18 protein-coding genes are annotated in these 24,146 nt (G+C 34.3%); 8 read left to right on the top strand and 10 right to left on the bottom strand.

What is annotated here, in order from left to right; translation table 11 throughout:
* Positions 1-20: 20 nt before the first annotated feature.
* A complete protein-coding gene (locus FHP04_RS01925; protein ID WP_139854148.1) occupies positions 21-3,506 on the bottom strand; it encodes a hypothetical protein in 3,486 nt (1,161 codons plus the stop codon).
* A 206-nt stretch (positions 3,507-3,712) separates the two neighbouring features.
* Here FHP04_RS01925 and FHP04_RS01920 point away from each other — a divergent pair, with 206 nt between their 5' ends.
* On the top strand, positions 3,713-4,498 hold the full coding sequence (locus tag FHP04_RS01920; protein ID WP_139854147.1) for an exodeoxyribonuclease III: 786 nt from the start codon (positions 3,713-3,715) through the stop codon (positions 4,496-4,498).
* 58 nt (positions 4,499-4,556) lie between these two features.
* Positions 4,557-5,594, top strand: a complete 1,038-nt coding sequence (locus tag FHP04_RS01915; protein ID WP_139854146.1) for an aldo/keto reductase — start codon at positions 4,557-4,559, stop codon at positions 5,592-5,594.
* 236 nt (positions 5,595-5,830) lie between these two features.
* Here the strand turns inward: FHP04_RS01915 and FHP04_RS01910 are convergent, their stop codons facing one another.
* From FHP04_RS01910 to FHP04_RS01880, 7 genes are all read right to left on the bottom strand, one after another.
* A complete protein-coding gene (locus FHP04_RS01910; RefSeq protein WP_139854145.1) occupies positions 5,831-6,106 on the bottom strand; it encodes a FoF1 ATP synthase subunit delta/epsilon in 276 nt (91 codons plus the stop codon).
* An 81-nt stretch (positions 6,107-6,187) separates the two neighbouring features.
* The gene (atpD, locus tag FHP04_RS01905) at positions 6,188-7,693 is read right to left on the bottom strand and encodes a F0F1 ATP synthase subunit beta (RefSeq protein WP_139854144.1); all 1,506 of its coding nucleotides are present in this window, start codon (positions 7,691-7,693) and stop codon (positions 6,188-6,190) included.
* A gap of 261 nt (positions 7,694-7,954) precedes the next feature.
* A complete protein-coding gene (locus tag FHP04_RS01900) occupies positions 7,955-8,851 on the bottom strand; it encodes an aminotransferase class IV (RefSeq protein WP_139854143.1) in 897 nt (298 codons plus the stop codon).
* Positions 8,852-9,087: 236 nt separating this feature from the next.
* The gene (locus tag FHP04_RS01895; protein ID WP_139854142.1) at positions 9,088-9,810 is read right to left on the bottom strand and encodes a sulfotransferase-like domain-containing protein; all 723 of its coding nucleotides are present in this window, start codon (positions 9,808-9,810) and stop codon (positions 9,088-9,090) included.
* Positions 9,811-10,038: 228 nt separating this feature from the next.
* Positions 10,039-11,886, bottom strand: coding sequence for a glutamine--fructose-6-phosphate transaminase (isomerizing) (gene glmS, locus FHP04_RS01890; protein WP_139854141.1), 1,848 nt, complete (start codon positions 11,884-11,886; stop codon positions 10,039-10,041).
* A gap of 9 nt (positions 11,887-11,895) precedes the next feature.
* Entirely contained in the window at positions 11,896-13,434 is a 1,539-nt protein-coding gene (locus FHP04_RS01885) for a DUF4270 domain-containing protein (protein ID WP_139854140.1), read from the bottom strand.
* Between the two features lie 178 nt (positions 13,435-13,612).
* A complete protein-coding gene (locus tag FHP04_RS01880) occupies positions 13,613-14,422 on the bottom strand; it encodes a glycogen/starch synthase (RefSeq protein WP_139854139.1) in 810 nt (269 codons plus the stop codon).
* Between the two features lie 129 nt (positions 14,423-14,551).
* Between FHP04_RS01880 and panC the strand changes: the two genes are divergently transcribed.
* The 4 genes from panC to FHP04_RS01860 all read left to right on the top strand — a co-directional run bounded on the left by panC (position 14,552) and on the right by FHP04_RS01860 (position 17,948).
* Positions 14,552-15,397, top strand: a complete 846-nt coding sequence (gene panC / locus FHP04_RS01875) for a pantoate--beta-alanine ligase (protein ID WP_139854138.1) — start codon at positions 14,552-14,554, stop codon at positions 15,395-15,397.
* A 12-nt stretch (positions 15,398-15,409) separates the two neighbouring features.
* Positions 15,410-15,760 (top strand): aspartate 1-decarboxylase, encoded by a 351-nt coding sequence (panD, locus tag FHP04_RS01870; protein ID WP_139854137.1) that lies wholly within the window; start codon positions 15,410-15,412, stop codon positions 15,758-15,760.
* A 25-nt stretch (positions 15,761-15,785) separates the two neighbouring features.
* The gene (locus FHP04_RS01865; protein ID WP_139854136.1) at positions 15,786-16,724 is read left to right on the top strand and encodes a lysylphosphatidylglycerol synthase transmembrane domain-containing protein; all 939 of its coding nucleotides are present in this window, start codon (positions 15,786-15,788) and stop codon (positions 16,722-16,724) included.
* Between the two features lie 81 nt (positions 16,725-16,805).
* Complete coding sequence (locus FHP04_RS01860) at positions 16,806-17,948, top strand: alpha/beta hydrolase-fold protein (RefSeq protein ID WP_139854135.1); 1,143 nt, start codon at positions 16,806-16,808, stop codon at positions 17,946-17,948.
* Here FHP04_RS01860 and FHP04_RS01855 read toward each other — a convergent pair.
* Positions 17,945-18,595, bottom strand: a complete 651-nt coding sequence (locus tag FHP04_RS01855; protein WP_139854134.1) for a response regulator — start codon at positions 18,593-18,595, stop codon at positions 17,945-17,947. The two genes, FHP04_RS01860 and FHP04_RS01855, sit on opposite strands and share 4 nt — an antisense overlap.
* Complete coding sequence (locus FHP04_RS01850; protein ID WP_139854133.1) at positions 18,596-21,460, bottom strand: sensor histidine kinase; 2,865 nt, start codon at positions 21,458-21,460, stop codon at positions 18,596-18,598. It abuts the gene before it with no gap.
* Between the two features lie 47 nt (positions 21,461-21,507).
* On the opposite strand from FHP04_RS01850, the gene radA reads away from it, so the two are divergent.
* Positions 21,508-22,869: a DNA repair protein RadA gene (gene radA, locus FHP04_RS01845; protein WP_139854132.1), complete on the top strand. Its 1,362-nt coding sequence runs from the start codon at positions 21,508-21,510 to the stop codon at positions 22,867-22,869.
* A gap of 103 nt (positions 22,870-22,972) precedes the next feature.
* Positions 22,973-24,109: a M23 family metallopeptidase gene (locus FHP04_RS01840; protein ID WP_139854131.1), complete on the top strand. Its 1,137-nt coding sequence runs from the start codon at positions 22,973-22,975 to the stop codon at positions 24,107-24,109.
* Positions 24,110-24,146 lie beyond the last annotated feature (37 nt).

Genomic DNA, 24,146 nt, shown 5'->3' with positions numbered 1-24,146 from the left:
ATGATTTAGCATAATTCTTACTAAAAATAAGCTCTCAACTGCACACTTCCTGTATGTACTGTTTTAGTAGTTTCGCTTTTACGTCCAAAATAGGATAGGTTAGCATCCAAATATTTAGTTATTCGTTTTTGTAAAAGCATCCGCCAAGTAAAGTTAGTTCCTGGTTGTAGGCCTTCCAACATTTGATATGCTACAGGAGAAAATGGACTTCCTTCAAATTTGTTATTGATATAATTAAATTCTCCATTTATAGAAACCTTTTCAGCATTGGAATAAGCAAAAGAAAACCCTATAACTTGTTGGTCCAATTTTTCCATTTCGCCTAATTTATTCGATTGGTTTTCAAATTCATAAAAAACATCAAATCGAGTTTGCTGGCTCAATAAATACGATATTTTTGGATTGAAAGAATATGATTCAAGTTGGTAATTTCTATTTGCAAAATTTTCTGAAAGACTTTCATTATTGCTAATTTGACTTTTAAAATTCATCAACCAGCTTTCTTTAATCTTGTGATTAAAGTTTAGCTGATGACTTTTCGATTTGTTTTGTTGTAAGCCAATAGCAAGCAGATTGTCACTAGACGATGAAATATAAGTGTAGCTAGTAGTAAAATGCTGTTTTCCGCGATTGAAAAATAACGCATTTCTAAAATTTGAAATCAACCCAAGTTGGTCCTCCCCTCCATCTTTAAAAGGGTTAATATTAAAAGCATCATTTCTTCGTTTTACTTTTCTATCTAGAATGTATGAAGTTTGATTGTAAAAGTGAGAAAGAAACTTTTTAAAACCCTCTTCATTCAACCATTTTTGAGGATTTAAAGTAAGTATCTGACTGAATTTATTCTGACGGATTTTTAAGAAAACTTGATTGGGTAGTAATATCCTAATGTATTCCGCTTGATCTTGAAACTGCGCTACTTCAAATTCTTCTAATTCTTGAATTCCATTATTATTATAATCAATCCAAGTGTAAACACCCTGCCCTGCTTCGGTCTTAACATATGTGAATTCCTGCTGTGGAATAACCCCATTGTTAGATTCTAAAGTAGTATTCCATCGAATTCCCCCTTGCAACAACGCTTGGTTGTAAATAATTCTGGAGTTTAACGAACGGTCTATTTCACGCTTAGTTTCAATTGTAGGAATTTCTTGACTCAATCCAGTTTCGTCTCCTACTTTAGGTTCATACTTAAGCGTTCTGTAATTAGCAAAAGCAGAAAGTTGAGTGTTGTCAGTATTTATCAATCGCGACTTTAAGTAAAATGTATGCGATGAATTTACTTTTTGAAGCCTGTTGTTTCTAACACTATCATTCACCCGATATTGGTAACCAGTTTCTACAAAAACTTGCGTGCTATCTCCTACGCCCATATAAGCCTCATAAGCGCTAAATTTTTGACTTGTAGGGGAAATACTATCGCGAAGGATATCTTTAATCTGGTTGTCTTCTAAAGCCGTTTTAGCGCCAATCCAAGCTTTGTCCAACGAATATGTTGCAGTATTGTTCAGTCGAAAGAAATTTGATGTAATTGAATCGGCTTTGCTATTTAATAAACTTCCGTTTGTTCTTAACCGGAATTTATTTAGCTTAATCTCTGATGCAATTACATGACGCGTCCCATTGAAGTTTTCAGAATAATTCAAATTTTGAAATTCATACCTACCTCTTCCATTTTTTGGATGTGAAAATTCAACTCCAGAAATTACAAAGCTTTGATTTCCTTGAGGGTTTATTAGGTTCCAATCTCTGTTAAACTCAATATTGTAAAGGTTTTCGATGGTTTTAAAATCTTTTTGTACAAAGTCTAACGAACCAAATGCATCAACTTTTAGTGTATCTACTGAAGTTAATACACGTTGTTTAAAAGCTAATCTTCCTGCAAAACCATCGTTATTTGAATCGTCTATATCGCTAAACAAATTGAGGTCGTTTTTACTACCTGCAACTTCAAAATCTATTTGAGTTTTATCGGAAGGATGATAACTTCCATTTAAACCACCTATTTGAAGTTTTATTGGAGCATTTAATTTAACAATTGGCTCATAATTTCCTTGTGGGACACCATTTACAGGAGGTTTATATTCAAAAATTCTGCTGATAGCGTTATTATCGGCTATTACATAATTACCGTTGTTACTTCCAACCAGTGAGAAACGCACACTGTAAAGTTCGTCTTCTGGATTATTTGAAAACACGAAAATTTCCTCCCCATTGATAATTACTTTTTTGTAGAGAATTTTGTTTTCAGAATACGTATCAGGAACCGCTGATGGTGCTGTCATTAAATCCTTATCATCTCCAGCTGCTTTTAAAATTGCCACTTGTTCTTCCGAAAGACTTTGTTGCAAGGGCTGATTTTTTGCATCATTTTCAGAATAAACATATACACCTAAGTCCAATTTATCACTTGAATAATTCCCACCTCCATAGCCAATAAAACGCGTGTAGCTTCTATCGGTATATTGATATTCTACAGTAATTCGCATATCGCTAGTTATAGGATAAGTAGGATTAAATTTTATTTCACCAGCATTGTAATCAATTACGTAATCTTCGTTTTCGCCTCTATTTAAGAGCAGTCCGTTTACATAAACTCGCTCACTACCTGAAACAACTAAAATATAAAGCTCTCCGTTAGGACCTACGAGTTTATATGGTCCTTGGTTTCCTTCTTGTCCAACAAATTCACTTTTAGAAAAAACACCTTTAACTAATGCCCCAGAAGCAAAAGCTGAAATTTTGGAACCGTCCTCATTGTTAAAAGTCCCGCCAAGAGAAATCCCTTGCACTTTTTTCGTAAATCTTCCGAAGTAGCTATTATTGTTTTGAAGATCTATATCTCCTGCCCGTATATTCCAATTTTCCCCAAAAAGCTCTATGAAAATCTGATCAAATTCATTTAAACTCTGTGAATAACCGCCTTCTTGGGTGGGAATATTTGCATCCTGAATAGAAGCACGAATCGAAACCTTATCACTTAATTTCCCCGTTATCTGTAAATCTAACTGACTATTAACAACTGCATTTTGATTGTTTCCAATGGTGATACCTCGTGAAATACTTCCAGATGTATTCAATCCATCAAAAGGTGTAAAGGTGTTTTTGTTAGTGCTTTCTTGTAGAGAATATAGTTTATCAATCCGCCCTGTGTTTTCAACAATTATTTTTGGGTCTAGTGCGAAATAATCTCGGGTAAGAAAATCAGGATACTTTAAATACTGAATGGTCACAGAGTCTTCTCTTCGAAGTATTCCATCGGCTTCATCTTCAGTACGGGAAGGAAAAATTATCCTTCCTTTTTTAAAATCTATTAAATAACTAAAGGGATCTAGCTCATTTCCTTCTTTGTCGAAGATGTTGAACTTTTTAGGGTTTATTCCAGCACTATCAATTGCTACTGTATCTCTTACCGCAAATTTTTTCTCAATATAATTTGAATTAATATCCTGTGCATAGCCTATTGCTACGAACGTAAAAATGAAAATGGACAGGATTAACTTCATTAACTATAAAACTATTCGTTTGGCTTTTTATTTTGATAGGGTAAAAATACAATCTCAATCCCGAGGAGGTTGGAATTTTTTAAAACAAATTTAAATACTTAATGTAATAAAGTATTGGTTGTTAATAGCTGTTGAGATATTTATCTTGCAAGCTTAAAATAATTACTTAACTCCCAAAAGAAATACCCGACATCAGGGCATTTTATATGAAAATAATCTCATACAACGTAAACGGAATTCGCGCAGCTATGCGAAAAGGATTTATCGATTGGTTAAAAGCTGCAAATCCTGATGTAGTTTGTATTCAGGAAACTAAAGCTAATATTGATCAAGTAGATGTAGCGGAAATTGAAAAGGCTGGTTATCCCTATCACTATTGGTTTAGTGCTCAAAAAAAAGGGTATAGTGGCGTTGCGATATTTTCTAAAATTATCCCCAATCATGTAGAATACGGAACTGGAATTGATTATATGGACTTCGAAGGGCGAAATATTCGTGTAGATTTTGATGCTCCTGCTCTTCCTGGTGGGCAGATTTCTGTAATGAGTTTGTATTTGCCAAGTGGAACAAATATTCAGCGTTTAGAGCACAAACTCACGTATATGGATGATTTCCGAAAATATATCGACGACCTAAGAAAAGAAATCCCAAATTTGATTATTTGCGGCGATTATAACGTCTGTCACAAGGCAATTGATATTCACGACCCGGTAAGAAATAAAAACGTTTCTGGTTTCTTGCCTGTAGAAAGAGAATGGTTGGACGATTTTATGAATAGCGGTTTTATAGACAGTTTTAGACATTTCAATAAAGAACCACATAATTATACTTGGTGGAGCTATCGTGCAAATGCAAGAAACAATAATAAAGGCTGGCGCATTGATTATAATTTGGTCTCTGAACCCTTAAAAGACAACTTAAAACGAGCAGTAATTTTGCCTGATGCTAAACACAGTGACCATTGTCCGCATTTGGTGGAGTTAGAGTTCTAAAAATGCGTCAGGTTTGACAAATTTTGTAAACCTGTCAAGTATTATCAAATTCAATACTATGAAATACACAACGCTTCCAAATACCAATTTAAAAATCAGTAAACTCTGTCTTGGAACGATGACGTGGGGGCAACAGAATACAGAGGCCGAAGCGCATCAACAATTAGATTTTGCTACCGAAAAAGGGATAAACTTTATAGATTGTGCCGAAATGTACCCAGTTCCTGCCAATCCAAAGACCCAAGGCAGAACAGAAACTTATATTGGAAACTGGTTAGCAAGGAAGAAAAACAGAAACGATATAGTAATTGCAACCAAGATTGCTGGGCCAAGCCGAAACATGGATCATATTCGTTTGCCTTTAGATTTTAGTAGAAAATCTTTGGATGAAGCGATTAATAACAGTTTAAAGCGATTACGAACTGATTTTATAGATTTATATCAATTACATTGGCCTGAGCGAAGTACTAATTATTTTGGGCAACGTGATTATACCTATAAAGAAGACGAAGCTTGGAGCGATAATTTCGCAGAAGTACTTTACAATTTAGAGCGTTTTGTAAAAGAGGGTAAAATCCGCCATATCGGACTTTCAAACGAAACTCCTTATGGGGTGATGCGTTGTATGGAAGAGGCTAGAAAAGGGAGTATTAAAATTGCAACAATTCAAAACCCTTTTAATTTACTGAATCGAAAAGATGAAATTGGGCTTTCCGAAATCCTTCATCGCGAAGATATTGGATATTTACCTTATTCACCTCTAGGTTTTGGTACGCTTACAGGGAAATATTTAACGGGAAAAGCAAATGAAAATTCCCGTATAAATCAATTTAAACAGTATAGTCGTTATAGCAGTGATAATGCAAAGGAAGCAACGAGACAATATTTTGAAATCGCTAAAAATTACGATTTAAGCTTTACTCATTTAGCACTAGCATTTATTCTTCAGAAGAAGTTTGTTACAGCTCCGATTATAGGAGCAACTTCCTTAGCGCAACTCTCAGAAAATATTGAATGTATAAATATTACACTTTCAAAAAGCATTTTGAAGGAGATTAATACTGTTCATAACAATATTCCTAACCCTGCTCCATAGGGTTATAAGTGCTATTTGTGAGGTTTTATGAGGTTAAGGGATACTAATGAAAAGATTATCAAATTGAAAAAGACCTGTCAGGTTTTAAAAACCTGACAGGTCTAACATAGGTTATTAGTGTGAAATTAAAAATCCCAAATTCCAGTTACCTGAAATTTGGGATTTTATTTATTTTGGAAATTGCCTTAAAAAGCAAGTTGCGTGATTTCGACCTTTTAGTTGAAATCGTCCCGAAACTAATCAGCCAATACCATTACTTTATTGTTGTTGCATTCAACAGTTCCTCCAGAAATATGAAGTACCCATTGTCCGTCTTCTTGAGTAAAGTTTTTTTGAAAACCTTCCGCGAATGTTGGGTTTCCTCTAAACTTTACTTTTCCTTTTTGTAAAACAGAAACAATAGCTGCGTGATTGTTAAGCATTTGAAACTCACCTTCCACACCAGGAACGGTTACGCTTTCTACTTCTCCAGCAACTAAAGATGCTTCAGGGGTTACTATTTCTAAGTACATTTTTTCAATTATAAATTATGAATTATGAATTCAGAATCTGTTTTATAATTCAGAATTCTGCATTCTTAACTCTGAATTATTTTAAGCTTCCGCAAGCATTTTTTCTCCTGCTGCAATTGCTTCTTCGATAGTTCCTTTAAGGTTGAATGCTGCTTCTGGAAGGTGGTCTAACTCTCCATCCATAATCATATTGAAACCTTTAATTGTTTCTTTAATATCAACTAGAACTCCAGGAATACCAGTAAACTGCTCTGCTACGTGGAAAGGCTGAGAAAGGAAACGTTGTACACGACGTGCGCGTCCTACTGCCATTTTATCTTCCTCTGAAAGTTCTTCCATACCAAGAATCGCGATGATATCTTGTAATTCTTTATATCTCTGTAAAAGCTCTTTTACTCTTTGTGCACAAGCATAGTGTTCTTTTCCAAGAATAGCTTCTGTAAGAATTCTTGAAGTAGAATCTAAAGGATCTACTGCAGGGTAAATACCAAGCTCAGCAATTTTACGAGAAAGTACTGTTGTTGCATCCAAGTGGGCGAACGTTGTTGCCGGCGCTGGATCCGTAAGGTCATCCGCAGGTACGTAAACCGCCTGTACAGAAGTAATAGAACCTCTTTTTGTTGAAGTAATACGCTCTTGCATAGCACCCATCTCTGTTGCCAAAGTTGGTTGATAACCTACCGCTGAAGGCATACGACCTAGAAGGGCAGACACCTCAGAACCTGCTTGCGTAAAACGGAAAATGTTATCTACGAAGAAAAGTACGTCTTTTCCTTGTCCTTCTCCTGCTCCATCACGGAAATACTCAGCAATTGTCAATCCTGAAAGCGCAACACGTGCACGTGCTCCAGGTGGTTCGTTCATCTGTCCGAATACGAAAGTAGCTTTAGATTCTTTCATCGCAGTTTTATCAACTTTAGAAAGATCCCATCCACCTTCTTCCATAGACTTCATGAAATCGTCACCGTAACGGATAATTCCAGATTCAAGCATTTCACGAAGTAAGTCGTTACCCTCACGAGTACGCTCACCTACTCCAGCGAATACTGAAAGTCCACCGTGTCCTTTTGCAATATTGTTAATTAACTCCTGAATAAGTACTGTTTTTCCTACACCAGCACCACCGAATAGACCAATTTTACCACCTTTTGCGTAAGGCTCAATAAGGTCAATTACTTTAATACCAGTAAATAGAACTTCAGTAGAAGTTGAAAGATCTTCAAATTTTGGTGCTTCACGGTGAATTGGAAGTCCGTTATCGCCAGCTTTTGGCAAGTTTCCAATACCGTCAATAGCATCACCAATTACGTTAAAAAGTCGGCCATATACTTCATCACCAATAGGCATTTGAATAGGCGCTCCTGTAGCAACAGCTTCAGCACCACGGCTTAAACCGTCTGTAGAATCCATTGAAATGGTACGCACCATACTTTCACCAATGTGTGATTGAACCTCAAGAACTAATTTGTTCCCGTGGTTGTTTACCTCTAACGAGTCGTATATTTTTGGAAGTTCCGATCCGCTTTCAAAAGCAACGTCTACTACCGGGCCAATAATCTGTGCAACTTTTCCTGTACTTTGTGACATGAGTAACTCTTTATTTTATAGTTATCTAAGGCTGAATAAACCAGCCCTGTTTTAAACAGGTGCAAAGATAGTTTTTTCTGAATGATAATTGCAATGGAATTTTTAAAAAAATTACAACTACACAATTCTTTGCATAACAGTTAATTAGAACATCTTATAAAGGAACAGCAGAATCGTTTTTTTATTCTATTCGTAAAACAGTTTCTATGAAGAAGTTTCTGCATTTAACTTTAGAATTATTTTAAAGCAATTTTCAAATTGTTAGTCGAGTTTTTCACAAAGTCTACGAACCTCCTTCGTGAATAAATCGATTATCTTGTTTTGTAGTTTGTCCCCTTTAGGAATAATCCGGCCATCGATTTCAACAACAGGTGTCAATTCACCCATAGTCCCTGTGGCAATTACTCCATCGGCATTGTAAAACTGTGAAAGTGTAATATCGGCTTCTGAAATTTCAATTTCGTATTTTTTACATAATTCAATTACAGAGTTTCTCGTAATTCCAGGTAAACAGGCATGAGCGAAAGGAGTAAAAACTTTACCATCTTTTACCATAAAAAGATTGCTGCCATTTAATTCGGCTATAAATCCACGATCGTCCAGCATTAAACCTGCATCTTTTCCTGCAACATTAGCTTGAATTTTTGCAATTATGTTATTAAGTAAGTTGTTGTGATGGATTTTACTGTCTAAAAATTGCGGCGAATTTCTTCTTTGACTTGTACTAATTACTTTTATTCCGTGGTCATTGTCGTATACTAAAGGTTTCCATTCTGCTAAAACAATTAAACAAGAACCACTCTGATTTAATCTAGGATCCATGCCGCTTGTAATCTTTTCACCTCGGGTTAACGTTAACCGAATATGAGTATCATCGGTCATTCCGTTTGCATCGAGAGTTTGCTTAATTGCCTTTTTGATGAATTCCTTTGAAGGAATATCTGCAAAGGCCAAGGTTTTAGCCGATTCGTGTAAACGAGTTAAATGTTTGTCTAAACAAACTATTCCTTCAGGGTAAACGCGTAAACCTTCCCAAACTGCATCACCACCTTGAACCGAGCTGTCAAAAACTGAAACTTTTGCTTCACTTCGCGGGTATAGCTTGTCTTTTATAAATACTTGAATGTTGTCGTTTTTGGGGTTAGATTTTTGAAGCATTTTATTGAAGTTATAAATTATGAGTTGATGGAGTTGTTATGTCGAGAAAGGATTTCCTTTAAATTAAAACATTTTTTTTAGCACCTCATCCCGAAGGGATGAAATATTTATAGAAAAAAGTAACCGATATTTATACGACCCCATCGGGGTCGGATGCGGTTTCAATGATGTTTGCTATAAATATATGAACCATTCGGGTTCGGTATTCTTATAGTATTGGTTTGAATTCATAATAATTATGTATTATTCACAATAATATTTTTTAGAGTTTCGTAATAGGGCAAAGCCTCTTTTAGCAACGGTTTCAAATGTTCGGGTAAGGGCTGAGAACTACTTTTTTGAAGCCTAAACCCTTCGCTGTTGTGAACATTTTTATACCAATGTTTTGCCCAAATTCCATCTTCTGGAATGCTGCCTTTCTCCCATCGAAGCATTTTTTCAGAAAAAGGAATTTTCAGTAATTTACAAAGTTTTCTTAGATAGGCTTCGGGATTTTTTAAAAGTTCGTCACTATCAATAACTGTAGGAGTCTTTTTATTGTTCTTCAGAAATAAGAATAATTCTGAAGCTTTTTTTATTCCAATATCATTCAAAGTAGGGGTGTGGATTACTTTTGAAAAGGATGCAATCAATTTTTTTGGGTGACGAATAAGAATAACATTTTCCCAATTCAATATAAAGTGTGGTGTGTCTGTTAGGTAATGATGTGCCATCCCTTTTACAAAAACCTTTTGGGTTTTAGAAAGCTTGTTTATAGCATCAACCACCTTTTCCTCTTTCAATTCCATAGTTTGTAGAATTTCTTTTTGAGAAGGATGCTCATTTTCCAATGCTGCGTTAGCGAGATAGTAACCGTAAAAAGGCTCGTCTAAAACAGAAATATCTTCTCGTTGTGCAAACGAATACATAAGGGCGGTAGAAAGATTTCGCGGACCCGAGATAAGATTGATTACTTTCATTTACTAAAAGTATCAAATTTATTTTGGAAATAGGATATCTTTTATAATAGCTCGAACTGAATTTTTTCAGTGTTTTATTCTCGACTTCTTTTATATTGACAACTTGAAACAGGAGTAAAAAAATACAAGGATGTTTAAAACATTCAACATAATCTATAATTAAAAAAGACGAACCTTAGAAACATTTCTAAAATTCGTCTTTAAAGTATTATTCGTTTCGTTCGAAACTTATTCCACAGTAACCGATTTGGCTAAGTTACGGGGTTGATCTACGTTTTTATCTAGCAATACTGCAATATGATAAGAAAGCAACTGCAATGGAATTGTAGTAACCAACGGTGTTAATGCTTCTGGAGTATGGGGCACTTCAATTACATAATCTGCCATATCTCTAACCGCAGTATCTCCTTTAGAAACTACAGCTATAATTTTTCCTTTTCTAGCTTTAATTTCTTGGATGTTACTCACTACTTTTTCGTAATGCTCACTCTTTATTGCGATTACCACAACTGGCATATGCTCGTCAATAAGAGCAATAGGGCCGTGTTTCATTTCGGCTGCAGGATATCCTTCGGCGTGGATATATGAAATCTCTTTTAACTTCAACGCTCCTTCCAATGCCACTGGGAAGTTATAACCTCTACCTAAGTAAAGGAAGTTGCGTGCGTCTTTAAACACTGCAGAGATTTCTTTTATTTTATCCTCGCTTAATAACGCTTCTTGAACTTGATCTGGAATTAATTCCAATTCACGTAAATAAAGCATATAAGCACTGTTAGAAATGGTTCCTTTGGCTTTTGCTAGGCGAAGAGCCATCATTGTTAAAACAGTGATTTGAGTTGTAAATGCTTTAGTTGAAGCAACTCCAATTTCGGGTCCGGCGTGGGTATAACTACCACTATGCGTTTCTCTTGAAATAGTAGAACCAACAACATTGCAAATACCGAAAACAAAAGCACCTTTAGATTTTGCTAATTTAATAGCTGCAAGCGTGTCGGCTGTTTCACCACTTTGTGAAATAGCAATAACAACATCTTTTTCTGAAATAATCGGATTTCTATAACGGAATTCTGATGCGTACTCTACTTCAACAGGAATACGTGTTAAATCTTCAAAAATATACTCCGCAACTAAACCAGCGTGCCATGATGTTCCACATGCAACAATAATAATTCTATCGGCATTTAAAAACTTTTCGATATGGTCTTCAAGTCCGCCAAGCCTTACAATACCTTGGTCGGCAAGGAGTCTTCCACGATAAGTATCTTTAATAACAGAAGGTTGTTCGTAAATTTCCTTCAGCATAAAGTGGTCAAACCCACCTTTTTCAATTTGTTCAAGATTTAACTGAAGCTCTTGAATGTAAGGAGCAACTAATTTATCGTCTTTTATTTTTCTGATTTTTACATCACGCCCTAGTCTAATAATAGCTAACTCTTCATCTTCAAGATAAATAGCATTATTTGTAAATTCGATAAATGGGGAAGCATCACTAGCTATAAAAAACTCATCTTCTCCAACACCTATAGCCAATGGGCTACCTAGTTTTGCTACAACAATTTCGTTTGGTTTTTTAATATCGAAAACAGCAATAGCGTAAGCTCCTACTACTTGGTTAAGTGCAATTTGAACTGCTTTTCCAAGTTTTACTTTTTCTTGTTTTTGAATATCTTCAATAAGATTAACTAAAACTTCTGTGTCTGTTTCAGACTTAAAAGTGTACCCTCTATTTGTCAATTCTTTTTTTATTGATGCGTAATTCTCAATAATACCATTATGTATCATTACCAATTCACCATTATTTGAATAATGAGGATGGCTATTTATATCATTTGGAACACCGTGAGTTGCCCAACGAGTGTGTCCTATTCCAACATTTCCTTCGCGATTTATCTCAGTTTTAGCCTTTGCTTCTAAATCTGCAACCTTACCTTGAGTTTTACAAAGCTGGATATCTTTTCCGTCATAAAGTGCAATTCCTGCACTATCGTATCCTCTGTACTCTAAGCGCTTAAGACCGTTTAGAATTATCGGATATGCTTCTCTTTTGCCAATATAGCCTACTATTCCACACATAGTCGAATTTTAATTTGGTTCTGTATAATATATTTGAAGTTTCAGTTTTTTCTCTTGGTTGGATGTTGCATTTCCGTAAATAACGGTTCCTTCAGGAGAAATAACACTACTAGATGGCACCTCTTCGATACTAGGTTCCATAGCTTCTTTTAATTTTTGAGTTGTTCTATTCTTAACATTTTGAGATACAACAATTCCTAAAGGAACGTTTGTACTATCTTTATTTATAATGTTACTAATATGGTCGGTAATTTTTAATTTATAATATTTTCCATTTCCATCAGTACCGCGCTCTAACCTTCCAAAATGATTGGTAAAAGCCTCAATTGGCTCCAAACCGTTTGTTGGGTCGGAAGTGTAATCTACTAAGACGTTGCTGTTTTTTAGGTCGTAAATCATAATACGTTCTGGTTCAGATGCACCACCTGATACGATATCTTGATTTACATAAAAAACAAGGTTTGCTTCATTAACAAGCCATTTTTTACTTCTAAGTAATTCAAGTTCATCGGCAACACCATTATTGTCTAAATCTTTTCCAAAAAGTTCTACAACAGAAATTATTCCATCACCTCCACGAATGTAAAGGTTTTCATTTCCTGTTTCGGTATTTGGATTATCTACAGCTGTTTGTATAGGGCTAGGAAGTTCGTTTTCAAAGGTATTAACATTAATACCATTAAAATTTAATTTAAAGACATCGTCTTTTCTTCCTTCACTATCTTCATCGTAATAACTATAGAATATAGAGACATTTGCTTTAGATTGATCAAACAAAAACAAACTACCATCATTAGTAGGGGAGTTTACTTTAAAATAAATTCCTCTTAAATAATTTTTGAAGTTATTGTTGTTTCGCAACTCCTCTTTCCCTTCCATATCAATTATAGCAGTTTGGAAAAAAGTTGAGTCTAATTTAACGCGTAATCCAGGACCTAATTTTTCTTCTTCATCAGTACCTTCATTGTAAATATACCCATTTCTAGTAGGAATGAATTGTTCTACTTTTCCTAATTCGGTATCGATATAGTTTTCAAATTCAGCACCTTGATTGGTATAGTAATTTTGAAATTCTTGAAAACCAGCTTCAGGATCATATTCTCTTAAGAAGTAGTTAGATTTATAAATATTCACATTTATAGGACTGATACCGTAGATTGAATCTAACTCATAAGTAGTTACACTATCCACAGTTGTTCCTTCACTAAAATATGGTAAATACACAAAAACGCTATCTACACGAGCACTATCACCAAACGTTGGATTGTTTTTTTCCATTGTAAGTTGCGATAGCAAGTTTACAGTAGATTTGCCGTAAACAGGGTCATTGTAAACTCCCAATTGGTAGGCAGGAAGTCTATTACTTTGTAATGGACCAAGTTTTTTGCTGTAAGAAATTACAGTGTGCGATTCATCCAAAATACCATTCGGACTTTCATCTCCAAGTATTTCAGAACCAATTGTACTTATATCGCTTTCACAAGAAGATAAGCCAATAATTATAAATAAAATAGTGCCGGCTAGGGGCAACAAATTTTTAATTTTCATTTGCAAATAGTATTTGATAAATAGAAACACCCTGTAAGCAAATTGCTTGCGTTTATTAATTCAAAAGTGTTTACACTTTTTATACCGCAAATAGCAAATAGGCATTTCATCAGTTTCTTTTTAATTGTTTTTTGGTTGAAACTATAAGACGCAAATATTATTGCGAATGTTGAAGAAATTATTTTAATACTTTCTCGCTGTAAAAATCTAAATACGCTTGGGAAAAATTCTCCATATTGTGATAATTTAACACAGGTTTTTCCAAAGTGTTAATATATTCTTCAAGTTCTGCAGGTATTTCTTCAGAACCTTTGATGATGGCGTCAGAATTACCAAGTGCAATCTTCATTAAATTAACGTAAGTTGGATTCTCAAGTCCCATAATTGCTTCATCATCAATAGCATCAAACCTCACTTTGTCTATAGTGTTTTTAGCCAACTCACCATCAAATCCTTGATTGTACACAGAAGTTACAATCTTACTATTTTCAAAAAGTGGTTCAGTTCCGTAGTAATTACGCAGATATAATGGTAAGAATGCAGCCATCCAACCGTGAACGTGAATAATATCTGGAGCCCAATTTAGTTTCTTTACCGTTTCAATTACTCCTTTTGCAAAAAAGATAGCACGTTCGTCGTTATCTTTAAAGAAATTTCCTTCCTCATCTGCAAAGGTTGCTTTTCTTTTAAAGTAATCTTCGTTATCAATAAAATAAACCTGTATACGCTCTTTTGGTATTGACGCTACTTTAATAATTAACGGCATATCTAAGTCGTTAATTACTAGGTTCATTCCAGAAAGTCTAATTACTTCGTGTAATTGATGTCTTCTTTCATTAATATTGCCGTAGCGAGGCATAAAAATTCTAATCTGTCCGCCACTGTTGTTAATCATTCTTGGAGCTTCAAACGACATTGAAGAAATCTCGGTCTCAGGAAGATATGGTATTACTTCGGAAGACACATACAAGACTCTTTTATCTTTCATCTATAGGGTATTTTAAGTGTTAAATGCAATTATTTCCTAAAACAGGAGATTTTTAAAAACACGCAAAATTACGAAAATTTATGTAGATTGTCTTTAATATATTAATTTTGCCGCTCTTAAAACCTTTTTATGGCAATATATACCCACAAGCAATCACTGGTACAAGCTCTTTCACCTGTTAGGGAAAACAATAAAATAGGTTTTGTGCCGACAATGGGTGCATTGCACGAAGGACATATTTCGTTAGTAAAGAAAGCCTTGGACGAAAACGATGTAGTAGTTATTAGCATTTTTGTAAACCCTACTCAATTTAACAATAGTTCAGATCTTGATAAATACCCTCGAACTCCAGAGGACGATATATCTCTACTGCATAGTTTAGATAAAGAACTAATTATATACCTACCCGAGGTTTCAGACCTTTATAGCGAATCAGTCTCATCGAAAAACTACGATTTTGATGGTTTGGAAAATGAAATGGAAGGAAAACATCGAAAAGGACATTTTGACGGAGTAGGGACTATTCTTGATAAATTCTTCAGAATTGTACAACCAGATTCTGCTTATTTTGGGGAAAAAGATTTTCAACAATTGCAAATAGTTAGAAAATTAGTTGAAATTGAAAATCTTCCAGTAAACATTGTAGGGTGTCCAATTCTAAGAGAAAGCAATGGTCTTGCAATGAGTTCGCGTAATAAACGACTAACCGAAAAGCAATTTGAAGAAGCTTCAGTAATTTATAAAGTTTTAAATGAAGTAAAAGAGAATTTCTCATCTACTTCTATATCAGCTTTAAATGAATTAGTTGCGGAACGATTTTTGCAAAACCCTCATTTAAATCTCGAATATTTTGAAATTGCCGATGAAGGAACCCTTAAAACAGCTGAGCAAATAAGCAATGGCGCAAAGTACAGGGCTTTTATAGCGGCATACGCAGGAGAAGTGAGGTTAATAGATAATATGTCATTAAATTAATACCTTTGCAAAATGCAAATACACGTAGTAAAATCTAAAATCCATAGAGTAAAAGTTACCGGTGCCGATCTTAATTATATCGGTAGCATCACTATAGACGAGGATTTAATGGACGCCGCCAATATTATTGAAGGCGAAAAAGTTCAAATTGTAAATAATAATAACGGTGAACGTCTTGAAACCTATGCAATTCCAGGCCCGAGAAAAAGTGGTGAAATCACTTTAAACGGAGCGGCTGCAAGAAGAGTAGCTCCTGGCGATATCCTTATTTTAATTACTTACGCAATTATGGATATAGAAGAAGCAAAAGCTTTTAAACCTGCATTGGTTTTCCCAGACGAGGCAACCAATCTTTTGCGTTAAATTGAATCGCTTCTTTTTAAAATTTTTGAAAATTGCCATTCCTTTAGGATTGGGGGTTTTTCTAATTTGGTATATATACCAATCATTTACACCGACACAAATTGCTGAAACGAAGAAGTATTTTGCCGATGCAAATTACGGATTTGTATTACTTTCAGTTTTTCTGAGTGTCCTTAGTCACTTTTCACGCGCATATCGGTGGAGCTTTATGCTAGAGGCCATTGGGTATAAAACAAAAATTGCCAATAACTTTATGGCTGTTTCTGTAGCTTACCTAATGAATATATTTATTCCAAAAAGCGGGGAAGTATCAAGGGCTGTAATTTTAGATAAATACGAAAATGTGCCATTTCAAAAAGGATTTGGTACTATTATATCTGAAAGAATTGTCGATTTACTATTCTTACTATTTTTTACAGCTCTAGCCTTCATTATTAAATTCGAAATACTTTACGATTATATATTTGAAGCTATTCCAGCTTCCATTTTATATGTGCTCGCTGCTGGAATTCTATTAATAATTATTAGTGTTCCTATTTATATCCGGTTTTCGAAGTCTAATATAAATAAGCGATTAAAAGATTTTATAATAGGATTAAAGGAAGGTGTTTTCAGTATTTTGAAAATGAAAAAAAAGGGTTCTTTTATTCTCCATACATTTTTTATTTGGGGCTTATATATATTATCGTTTTACACTGCAATGCACGCTTTACCAGAAACATCTAACATTTCGATAGGCACTATTATTATTACTTTTGTAGTAGGTAGTTTTACCTTTGCGTTCACAAATAGTGGTTTTGGTACTTATCCTGCTGCAATTGCGGGGATATTATCGGTTTTTGGAATTGCCAAAACTGTTGGCGTGGCATTAGGTTGGATTGTATGGATTTCCAATATAAGTTCCATCGTTATATTCGGTGTTCTTTCCTTGATCTTGTTGCCTATTTATAATCGAGACAAGTAAATGTTATAATTAAGCTAATTTAAAAAACAACAATTTTAAAATTGGTTATTTTACAGTCAGAAGCTGAAAAAAATCGTTTATATGAAAAAAATTATATTTTTTGCATTTTTTGCAATAACATTCGGTACAGTTAATTCACAGGTGATTTATGAAGAATTCAATTCAAAAAAACTGGACGAAACGCGAAAACTTAAAATACAGTTACCCAGAAATTACGAAACAAATACAGATAAAAAATATCCAATAGTTTTAGTACTTGATGCTGATTATTTGTTTGAACCTGTTGCTGGTAATGTAGACTACTTTAGTTATTGGGAGGATATGCCTGAAGCAATTGTTGTAGGTGTTATGCAATCAGGAAGTAGATATAAAGATGGAGAATACGACGACCGTAGTTATATGCCAATTGACAAAGGAGCTAGTTTTTTTGAATTTATCGGGTTAGAATTGATTCCATACATAGATGAAAATTATAGAACAGCTAAATTCATTATTGGGGTTGGACATGACTTTACTGCAAACTTTTTGAACTACTATTTATTTAAAGATCCTCCATTGCTAAACGGATATATAAACTTAAGCCCAGACTTAGCGCCAATGATGGAAGAGCGTCTTGTACAACGTATCCCACAGATTCCTGAGAAACTATTTTATTACTTGGCTACTGGTACAGACGATATAAAGGGATTAAAAGAATCTACTGAAAGTTTAAATAATCAATTAAAGGGTATAGAGAGCGAAACTTTTAATTACTACTACGACAATTTTGAAAATGCGACACATTATACATTAGTGGGGCGTGGTATCCCTAATGCTTTAGAGAAAATATTTTCTGTATATAGACCAATAAGTAAAGCAGAATTTTCTGAGGTATTAATGAATAAGGATACTCAAGTATATCAATACCTAATTGATAAATATCAAATTATTAAAGATTTGTTTGGATTAGATATACCTATTAGAATTAACGACTTTATTGCCGTAGGAACAGCTGCAGAAAAGCAAAATCAATGGGAAGCTGTAGAAAACCTAGCGAAACTTGCTAAAAAACAATACCCCGATAATGTTTTAGGTGATTATTATTTGGGGCGTTTTTATGAATCAAAAGGAGATTACCGAAAAGCAATTAGAATTTACCGCAGCGGTTTTGGAAAACAAGATGCAGATTTTATTACCCAAGAATTACTTTTAGACTTAGCAGACGACTTAAGTACTAGAGATTAAATTTCTCGAATTGCTTTTTTGTGAATTATAGCCCAATTACTCAATGAGTGATGAGTGCCATTTAATTCTAATTTAGAAAGTATATTGCTGCGATGTTTTTCTACCGTTCTTGGTGAAACACATAGGTTATCGGCGATTTCAGCAGTACTTAGCTGTTGTGCAATCAATTTTAAAATTGTTTTTTCTGAAGCTGTTAAAAGCTTTATTTTCTTTAAATCGTCTGATACTGTTTGAAGTGATGACGGCTCAAAAGATTTACTAAAATATGTTTTTCCTTGAATTACATCATTAATACACTTTTCAATTTCAGAAAATGAATCCTCTTTAAGAAGATATCCATTTATTTGAAGTGATTTGGCTTGGGATATATAATCACTCTCTTTGTGAAATGAAAGCACAATAAACTTTGTATTAACTTCCTTTTCTTTTGCCATTTTTATAACTTCAAATCCGGTTAATAATGGCATATCTATGTCTAAAAGAGCAATTGTTGGTTTATAAGTTAAAATATGTTCTAATGCTTGTAAGCCGTTTATTGCTTTTCCCACAACATTGTAGTTATTAGAAGTTAGCTCATCGTTCAATCCTTTTAAAATCATTGGATGATCGTCTGCGATTACGAATGTTACATTGTTTTTTACAATCATTTAAAGTGGTGTAGATAAAGTTATTTGGGTACCCTTATTTATTTGACTTTTGATGTCAATTTTGGAATTCAGAATTTTAGCGCGTTCTACTAAAGTTTGCATCCCTAAACTATTATTAAATTTTAATTTATCAATACTGTCAAATCCTTTGCCGTTGTCTACAATTGTAGTCTCTAAAAAGTTATTTTTCTTTGCAATTTGAATATAAGCTGCTTTTGCATCAGAATGTTTTATCATATTGTTCAACACTTCTTGAATAATTCTGTATAAATGTAAGGATGCATCCTTACTTAACAAAGCATCTATATCTTCAATTTCGTGTGTAAAAAAGATATTTGTATTGTCGTCAACTTCGTTTATTAACTTTATTATTGCTGCTGTTGGTCCTAGTTTTTCCAGAGTAGCTGGGTGTAAACCTCTAGAGATAGTACGAAGTTCATCTAAAGTATTTCCCGCTAAGGTTTCCATTTCAGTATTACCAAGGGATTTCGTTTTCTTGGTAAGCAACATTAGTTTTTGTCCCACACTGTCGTGAAGTTCCCGAGCTACTCGTATCCGCTCTCGTTCTTGAGCTTTAATTAGATTATGAGTGTAAATTTCATTTCTTTTTTGCTCTTGCTTATTTTTATAATAGATAGAAATAAAGACACCCAAAGAAATAAATGTCAAAAGAGAAAACCAAAACCATCCTGTTCTCCAAAATGGCAGTTTTATAGTAAAATTGTATTGGTAGGGTTTAGACTGCCAATCTCCAATCCCATTGTCCGCAATAAATTCGAAAGTATAATCTCCAGGTGGTAAAAATGAAAACACAGCTTTTGGATCGGAGGTGGCTGGTGACCATTCATCCCCGTCACGTAACCCTTTCATTCTATATTGATATTTAACCTTTTCTGGATTTGTAAATGTTATTGCCTCCATTAAAAAAGTTAAATAATTCTTTTGATAAGGCAGAATAATTCTATTGGAGCTACGGTATAAACTATCTTCCAAGGGTTCAGAAAACAAAAGCACATCAGATAGATTTAACCTTGGAGGTTGAAAATTTTGTATATACTCATCTTCCCTAAAGGTAATAATTCCATTTATAGACGAAGCTAATACCGTCTTTTTATGGGTGACATGTAGCGAATTAAAATCTATGTCGTTTTCTAAAAAATGTGAAACAGTGTTAAAATGTTTACTAGATATACTATCCTTTTCTAGTAATAGGTTTAAATCAACTTTATAGAAAACATCCCGTCCTGCTATCCATAAATCTTTATCATCAACCTTTAATGCGCGGAAATAATTTAAATTAATTAAGCGCGAAATATCCAATATCTTTATCTTGAATTCCTCATTTTCTAGCTTTATATAATAGAAGTTTTTTTCATTTCCAGCTATAATTTCGTTTTCACTTATTACATCTATGCTTCTAAAATTATTATGTTCATAAAAGTCAATACCAGGTATGGGGCTAACTTTGTTGTTATGAAGTTGGTATAAACCACTGATTTTGCAAAGAATAAGACGATCTCCTATTGGTACAACCCCAACGCTTCGAGAAGAATTTATAAAATAGGTAGAGTCTTTAGTTATGGCTTTAATCCTGCTAGTTTCAAAAAGCAGCGTACGATCTTCATCTTTATAGATTAAATTATAGACACCCGTGTCTATAACTTTTGGTTTTTTATTTTTGGAATACTCTTTTACATCCTGATTTGTAGAAGCTAACAAAGTGTTCTCAGGAGTTATAAACAAGTTGGTTACAGGTTTATTATCTGTAAAATAACGAACGTTTTCTGGACTCGTAACTGCTATCGCACCGGCATCAGTTGCAATAATTAACTCGTCGTCCCACTGCACAAAATCATTGACAAAGTTCGATGGCATCCCCTGTTCCTTATTGTAAATTTTAAACGAAGTATCCCGAAAACGAATTATTCCTTCTCCGTAAGAAGTCATCCAGTGGTTCCCTTCAGTGTCTTTAATAATACTGTAAATATACTTACTTGGCATTCCTTGCTTTTCGTTATATATGGTAATCTTACCTGATTTCTTATTAAAAACCCCAAAACCATTTCCTTCAAAAGCTAAATAAAGCTCATTTTCATTTTCTTCCAAAATATCATAAACGCGGTTTAAGTCAAATTCGTTAGGGTTGAAATTGTAATTAGTGATTTTGCCTTTATCTATTTTGTTTAGACTTCCGTATGTACCTAACCAAATAATTTTATCATCATCGATTAAGATGGAATAACAAATTTTATTTATTCCGTCTTTGTCACTATATATATTTTCAAGTTTGAGAGTGTCCAGCGTTAATTTGAAAACGCCATTGTTGGAAGAAGTAATAAAAATGGTATTATCGTCGTACCAAGCAGATTTTAATAGAGTAGCATTATTAGTTACATTGTAATTAATATCAAGTTTTTCCCACTTTCCATTTTTATAAGACGCTATGCCTCTTGCAAATACAATGTAAATTGTGCCATCCTTGGCTTCTAAGAAACTATTTGCACTTCCTAAAAATTTAGTCTCAAAAGTTTCACTAAGAACTACTTTTTCATCTTGAATTACACAAACACCTTTGTTTAGGGTTCCTACCCAAATTCTTTCCTTAGAATCTTCAAAAAGGCTAAAGCTTATATTTGAAGTTAGCCCGTTTTCAGTAGTATAGTTTTTAAAAGTTTTTCCATTAAAACAACTCACCCCTCCTATAGAGGAAATCCAAATTCTATCTTTCCTATCTTGAAGTATTGCGTGGGTCTCGTTGCTAATTAAACCATCTTCTACTTTGTAGTTTTTAAATTGAAGCTGCTGAGCAATACTACTCAACGAAAAAACACTTAATAAAAAAAGAGTGAGGAATAAGCGTTTCATTTATAGATGGTTTCTACAGTAAATATATTTAATTTAGCGGAATTATTATGGCTAAAACTAAAACAACATTTTTTTGTCAGAATTGTGGAGCACAATTTGCAAAGTGGCAGGGGCAATGTACTTCCTGTAAAGAATGGAATACAATTGCAGAAGAAGTAATCCAAAAAGCTGAAAAGTTAAGTTGGAAATCTTCTGAAACCACCGCTAAGCGAGTGGCAAAACCGCAACGTATTTCCGAAATTTCAACTCAAGCAGAAGCTAGATTAGATACTCAAAATAACGAGTTAAACAGAGTGTTAGGTGGCGGTTTGGTTCCAGGTTCATTAACGCTTTTAGGGGGAGAACCGGGAATAGGGAAAAGTACCTTAATGCTTCAAATTGCATTACAACTTCCCTATAAAACACTTTATGTTTCAGGAGAAGAAAGTGCGCAGCAAATTAAAATGAGAGCCGAGCGTATTCAACCAAGCTCAGAGAATTGTTTTATTTTAACCGAAACTAAAACACAAAATATCTTCAGAAATATAGAAGAAGTTGCTCCAGACATCGTGGTAATCGATTCTATACAGACTTTACATACAGATCATATTGAAAGTGCTGCAGGTAGTATTTCTCAAATTCGAGAAACTACTGCTGAACTTATAAGGTTCGCAAAAGAAACCGCTACACCAGTAATTTTAATTGGTCATATTACTAAAGATGGCAATATCGCTGGACCGAAAATATTGGAGCATATGGTGGATACCGTCCTGCAATTTGAAGGTGACAGAAACCATATTTATAGAATTCTTCGCGCAAATAAAAACCGTTTTGGAAGCACCAACGAATTAGGAATTTATGAAATGCAGGGCAGTGGTCTTCGCGAAGTGTCAAACCCTTCAGAAATTTTAATTTCTAAAAACGAAGAAGATTTAAGTGGAACTGCAATTTCTGCAACACTAGAAGGAATGCGTCCACTTATGATTGAAATTCAAGCTTTGGTTAGTAGTGCGGTATATGGTACGCCTCAACGTAGTGCAACGGGATATAATGCCAAGCGACTAAATATGATTCTTGCTGTTTTAGAGAAACGAGCCGGTTTTAAACTTGGCGCTAAAGATGTTTTTTTAAATGTAACAGGGGGCATAACAGTGGATGATCCAGCAATAGATTTAGCAGTTGTAGCAGCTGTACTTTCATCAAATATTGATATTGCAATAGACAAACGACTTTGCTTCGCTGCTGAGGTTGGTTTAGCAGGGGAGGTGCGTCCTGTAACTCGAGTAGAACAACGAATTTTAGAAGCAGAGAAACTTGGCTTTACTGCGATTGTTATCTCAAAATATTGTAAAATTCCAAAAAACAATTTCCATATAAATATTATTAAAGTGGCTAAAGTTCACGATGTGGTACACCATCTATTTGGTTGATGATATTCTTGAATGTGAATCGAATAAGCTCGCTAATTGTTTTAAAAAGTGTGCTCAAAGACGGGATGGCTTTTGGTAATTTTTCTATTAACTTAGTCTCGCAATGAATCAAAGAACATTTATTATCTTATTTTTTTTGGGATTACTACTTGCGGGTTGTAAGGAAGATGTTCAAGAGAAAGTAGAAATTTCTGAAAAACCTTTAAAACTCCCTGCGCGTTTAGCTTATGAGCAACAATTTTCTGAAAACGACTCAACTTTTATTCGTTGGAAGGAAGCTTTTCAAAAAGCTAAGCACGACAACCTTCAAATAACGCTTCCGTATTCTGAAAGTGGAGTTTATACCGAAGATGAATTAAATGTTTACAGTTATAACATTCAACTTAAAGAAGGGGAACGAATAGTTGTAGATCTTCAAAAACAAGTTGATTCCAGTTTAGTTTTTATTGACATTTTTGAAGTGAAGAAAGATTCTTTAAGACTGCTAAAAAGCGCTGAAGAATTTGAATCTATGTTTTCAAAAGAAATTGAAGAATCGGGTTTATACAAGCTAATTCTTCAGCCGCAATTAAACATGAAAGGCTCATTTCAGTTAAAAATATATTCTGAACCGCTATATCCATTTCCAGTTGTTGACGGGGTTAATAAAGATATTCAAGGGTTTTGGGCAGACCCACGGGATACGGGAAGTCGTTCCCACGAAGGAGTGGATATTTTTGCCGAGCGAGGAACACCAGTTATTGCAATTACAGATGGAACAATCTCTTCTACAGGAAATGGCGGGTTTGGTGGTTTACAAGTTTGGATAACCGATAAATTAAAGAAAAAGAGAATTTACTATGCCCATTTAGACAGCTTTATAGTTTCTGAAGGTGACAAAGTGAAAATTGGTGATACTATTGGTTTTGTTGGAAACACGGGTAATGCTATAGAGCTTCCTCCACATCTACATTTTGGAGTTTACAAGGAACAAGGTGCTGTAAACCCAATTTCATTTATAAAGAAAACCGAAATCCAAACCATTGATCAACCTTCAATAGTTAATCGAGCTGTGGTTAAAAGGCATATTGCTGAGGTTCGAAAAGGTCCTGCTTCCATTTTTCCACAATTAAGTGTGCTTCGAAAAAATGACACTATAAGCGTATTGGGAAAAAGCCAAGAATGGTTTCATATTCAGTCTTCAAAAGGTTTAAAAGGATATGTATACGAGAGGGAAGTTACTCCACTTTCATCAAATTAACTTTTATTTAGCCATTCACAAATTCACATATTGGTAT

Origin of the sequence: Aequorivita sinensis, assembly GCF_006346335.1 — a bacterium.
GTDB classification, from domain to species: Bacteria; Bacteroidota; Bacteroidia; order Flavobacteriales; family Flavobacteriaceae; genus Aequorivita; species Aequorivita sinensis.
This window is presented reverse-complemented; position numbering and strand designations above follow the sequence as displayed.

Bases quoted from the DNA above. Each gene is read 5' to 3' on its own strand.
- FHP04_RS01925 (WP_139854148.1), bottom strand. From the start codon at position 3,506: ATGAAGTTAATCCTGTCCATTTTCATTTTTACGTTCGTAGCAATAGGC.
- FHP04_RS01920 (WP_139854147.1), top strand. From the start codon at position 3,713: ATGAAAATAATCTCATACAACGTAAACGGAATTCGCGCAGCTATGCGA.
- FHP04_RS01915 (WP_139854146.1), top strand. From the start codon at position 4,557: ATGAAATACACAACGCTTCCAAATACCAATTTAAAAATCAGTAAACTC.
- FHP04_RS01910 (WP_139854145.1), bottom strand. From the start codon at position 6,106: ATGTACTTAGAAATAGTAACCCCTGAAGCATCTTTAGTTGCTGGAGAA.
- atpD (WP_139854144.1), bottom strand. From the start codon at position 7,693: ATGTCACAAAGTACAGGAAAAGTTGCACAGATTATTGGCCCGGTAGTA.
- FHP04_RS01900 (WP_139854143.1), bottom strand. From the start codon at position 8,851: ATGCTTCAAAAATCTAACCCCAAAAACGACAACATTCAAGTATTTATA.
- FHP04_RS01895 (WP_139854142.1), bottom strand. From the start codon at position 9,810: ATGAAAGTAATCAATCTTATCTCGGGTCCGCGAAATCTTTCTACCGCC.
- glmS (WP_139854141.1), bottom strand. From the start codon at position 11,886: ATGTGTGGAATAGTAGGCTATATTGGCAAAAGAGAAGCATATCCGATA.
- FHP04_RS01885 (WP_139854140.1), bottom strand. From the start codon at position 13,434: ATGAAAATTAAAAATTTGTTGCCCCTAGCCGGCACTATTTTATTTATA.
- FHP04_RS01880 (WP_139854139.1), bottom strand. From the start codon at position 14,422: ATGAAAGATAAAAGAGTCTTGTATGTGTCTTCCGAAGTAATACCATAT.
- panC (WP_139854138.1), top strand. From the start codon at position 14,552: ATGGCAATATATACCCACAAGCAATCACTGGTACAAGCTCTTTCACCT.
- panD (WP_139854137.1), top strand. From the start codon at position 15,410: ATGCAAATACACGTAGTAAAATCTAAAATCCATAGAGTAAAAGTTACC.
- FHP04_RS01860 (WP_139854135.1), top strand. From the start codon at position 16,806: ATGAAAAAAATTATATTTTTTGCATTTTTTGCAATAACATTCGGTACA.
- FHP04_RS01855 (WP_139854134.1), bottom strand. From the start codon at position 18,595: ATGATTGTAAAAAACAATGTAACATTCGTAATCGCAGACGATCATCCA.
- FHP04_RS01850 (WP_139854133.1), bottom strand. From the start codon at position 21,460: ATGAAACGCTTATTCCTCACTCTTTTTTTATTAAGTGTTTTTTCGTTG.
- radA (WP_139854132.1), top strand. From the start codon at position 21,508: ATGGCTAAAACTAAAACAACATTTTTTTGTCAGAATTGTGGAGCACAA.
- FHP04_RS01840 (WP_139854131.1), top strand. From the start codon at position 22,973: ATGAATCAAAGAACATTTATTATCTTATTTTTTTTGGGATTACTACTT.